The organism is Peribacillus sp. (assembly GCF_059453735.1).
Genome location: NZ_JAZVJO010000407.1, coordinates 1 through 2,118, shown reverse-complemented (window position 1 = coordinate 2,118; position 2,118 = coordinate 1). Strand labels below are relative to the sequence as shown.

1 protein-coding gene and 1 pseudogene are annotated in these 2,118 nt (G+C 39.0%); both read right to left on the bottom strand.

What is annotated here, in order from left to right; all coding sequences use genetic code 11:
- Positions 1-1,848 (bottom strand): S8 family serine peptidase (locus AC52RT_RS13500; RefSeq protein WP_495541220.1); only part of this gene is annotated, 1,848 nt, incomplete at its 3' end.
- Positions 1,849-2,052: 204 nt separating this feature from the next.
- Positions 2,053-2,118, bottom strand: a pseudogene (locus AC52RT_RS13495) (oligopeptide transporter permease oppC); the annotation flags it as partial.

Sequence of the window (2,118 nt, the reverse complement as noted above, 5' to 3'; positions counted from 1 at the left end):
CGTGTTTTGTTCAATGATGTCACGTACTTGTTGCCCTGTAAGGTCCGGATTAAGTTCCAATATCAATGCTGCAATTCCAGAAACATGTGGTGCTGCCATCGATGTTCCACTCATCATCCCATATTCATTATTATTCAATGTCGAATAAATTTGACCGCCTGGTGCTGTGATTTCTGGTTTGAAATCTAAATTAGGCGCTGCCCCCCACGACGTAAATGTGCTCATCTTGCCTGCAGATGGATTGGCTGATTTCTGCTTTTTCCCTTCAAATGAAATGGAAACCGTTTGACCATTGGACAATGCCGTCACAATGGTATCTCCATCTGTTTTCAGCATAAACAGCTGTGGGATTTGAATGGCTGCTTCTGTTACCATAGAAATAAATCCATCCGTATTATTGTATATAAATACTCCTTCCGCACCTGCTTCTTGAGCATTCAATGCCTTCTCAACAAAGGATATATTTCCTCGTTTAATTAATGCATACTTACCTTTCAAATCTACTTTTGCAATCTCTTCTATTGTTCCAAGTCCTGCATCGACAATCTCATAGTTTTTCTCTGCAACGTCATTAGGATGGACACTGCTTGCCGACATAAATGGTGCTTCAACCTTTGCTCCATCGATGGAATACGTCACTGAATCTAAATCAATATAATTATTTTCACTCGATGCAACCTGCAGTGAATCATAGGCAATCCCAGGTGATCCAACAACACCGATATCAGGGTTTGAAGCTAAAGGGTTCGCATACCCATTCCCCATATGTGCCGAATTCCCGGCCGAGATAGACATCATTATTCCATTATTAACAGCGCGTGTAATTGCTTGTTGCTCTGGATCATCTGGGGCTATAAATCCAGCTGTTGAACCAAGACTCATATTCAAGACATCAGCTCCGAGAATAATTGCATCATCAATTGCCTTTACGTAAATATCTGCCCATGTGGAACGCATCTCAGGATCGTTGCCAAACACCTTTAATGCCAGTAACTGGGCCTCAGGAGCAATTCCTTTTATCCCGCCATTTTCTTCATTCCCATTTGCACCAGCTGTCCCTGCCACATGCATCCCATGCATTGAAGCTCCTGCTGCTGAATCTAAAATATCTTGGTTATCATCCATATAGTTGTAGCCATACGGAACTTTTTCCGTATAAAAGATTCCTGGAAGACTGTTCTTTGTTTTCAAATCTGATATTTCACTTTTAGACAGTTCTTGTTCAACTCCATCTGAGAGGACCATATCTCGATGAGTTGGATCGATACCGGTATCAATAATACCTACAACCATTCCCTCTCCTCGATACCCATAATCACGCCATGCTTCTTGTGCTTGTACTAACTCCTTACTGTAAACCATATCTGGTTCCTCTTTTGGTCGTTGGTATTCATTTACCACTTTTACACTCTTTACCTCAGTTATATCTAGAATACTATCTATCTCACCATAAGCCACTTCTCCGCTGAATCCATTTACAACTGTCGTAAAACTCTTCAGCTCTTTAAATTTTACTTTCTTTTCATTTACCTTATTTTTTACTTTTTTATGTCCGGCAAGTTTTTCTGCCTTCAGCTCTCTTTTTGTGCTCTCATTTAAATCTTTATAGCGCTTCCCTTGTTTCTGCGCATATTGAATGGCCGGTTCTTCCTTCATTTCGATAATGACCCGTACCTCTTCATTATCTTTATATTTCTTATCAGAATCCTCTTTCTTAACTCTGAGAATACTGTTCTGGTTTTGTTGACCAGGATTAGAATTAGTTGGTTCTGTTTTAATTGGTGCAGCAGTTGTTACTGAAGCGAAGCTCATTAATATAATGCATAAAACAGCCAAACTTTTTTTCATTAATATGTGCCCCTTTCAACCTGTTAATAGTTCCGAATTTTCTTACTATATTAAAATTACCATAACTTACTAGTGTGAATAAGGTAAAAAAGTAGGTAGTTTCCTATTTCGCCCTAGGTATTTAGTAGCTAATTTGTCGTAAAGTGTATTTTAACAATGAAAAAAGAACCAGTCGAAAAGCAACTGATTCTTATTAACAATTATTTAATTTTTCATTCGTGGATCTAATGCATCTCGCAGGCCATCTCCCATGAGGTTAAAGCCGAGCAC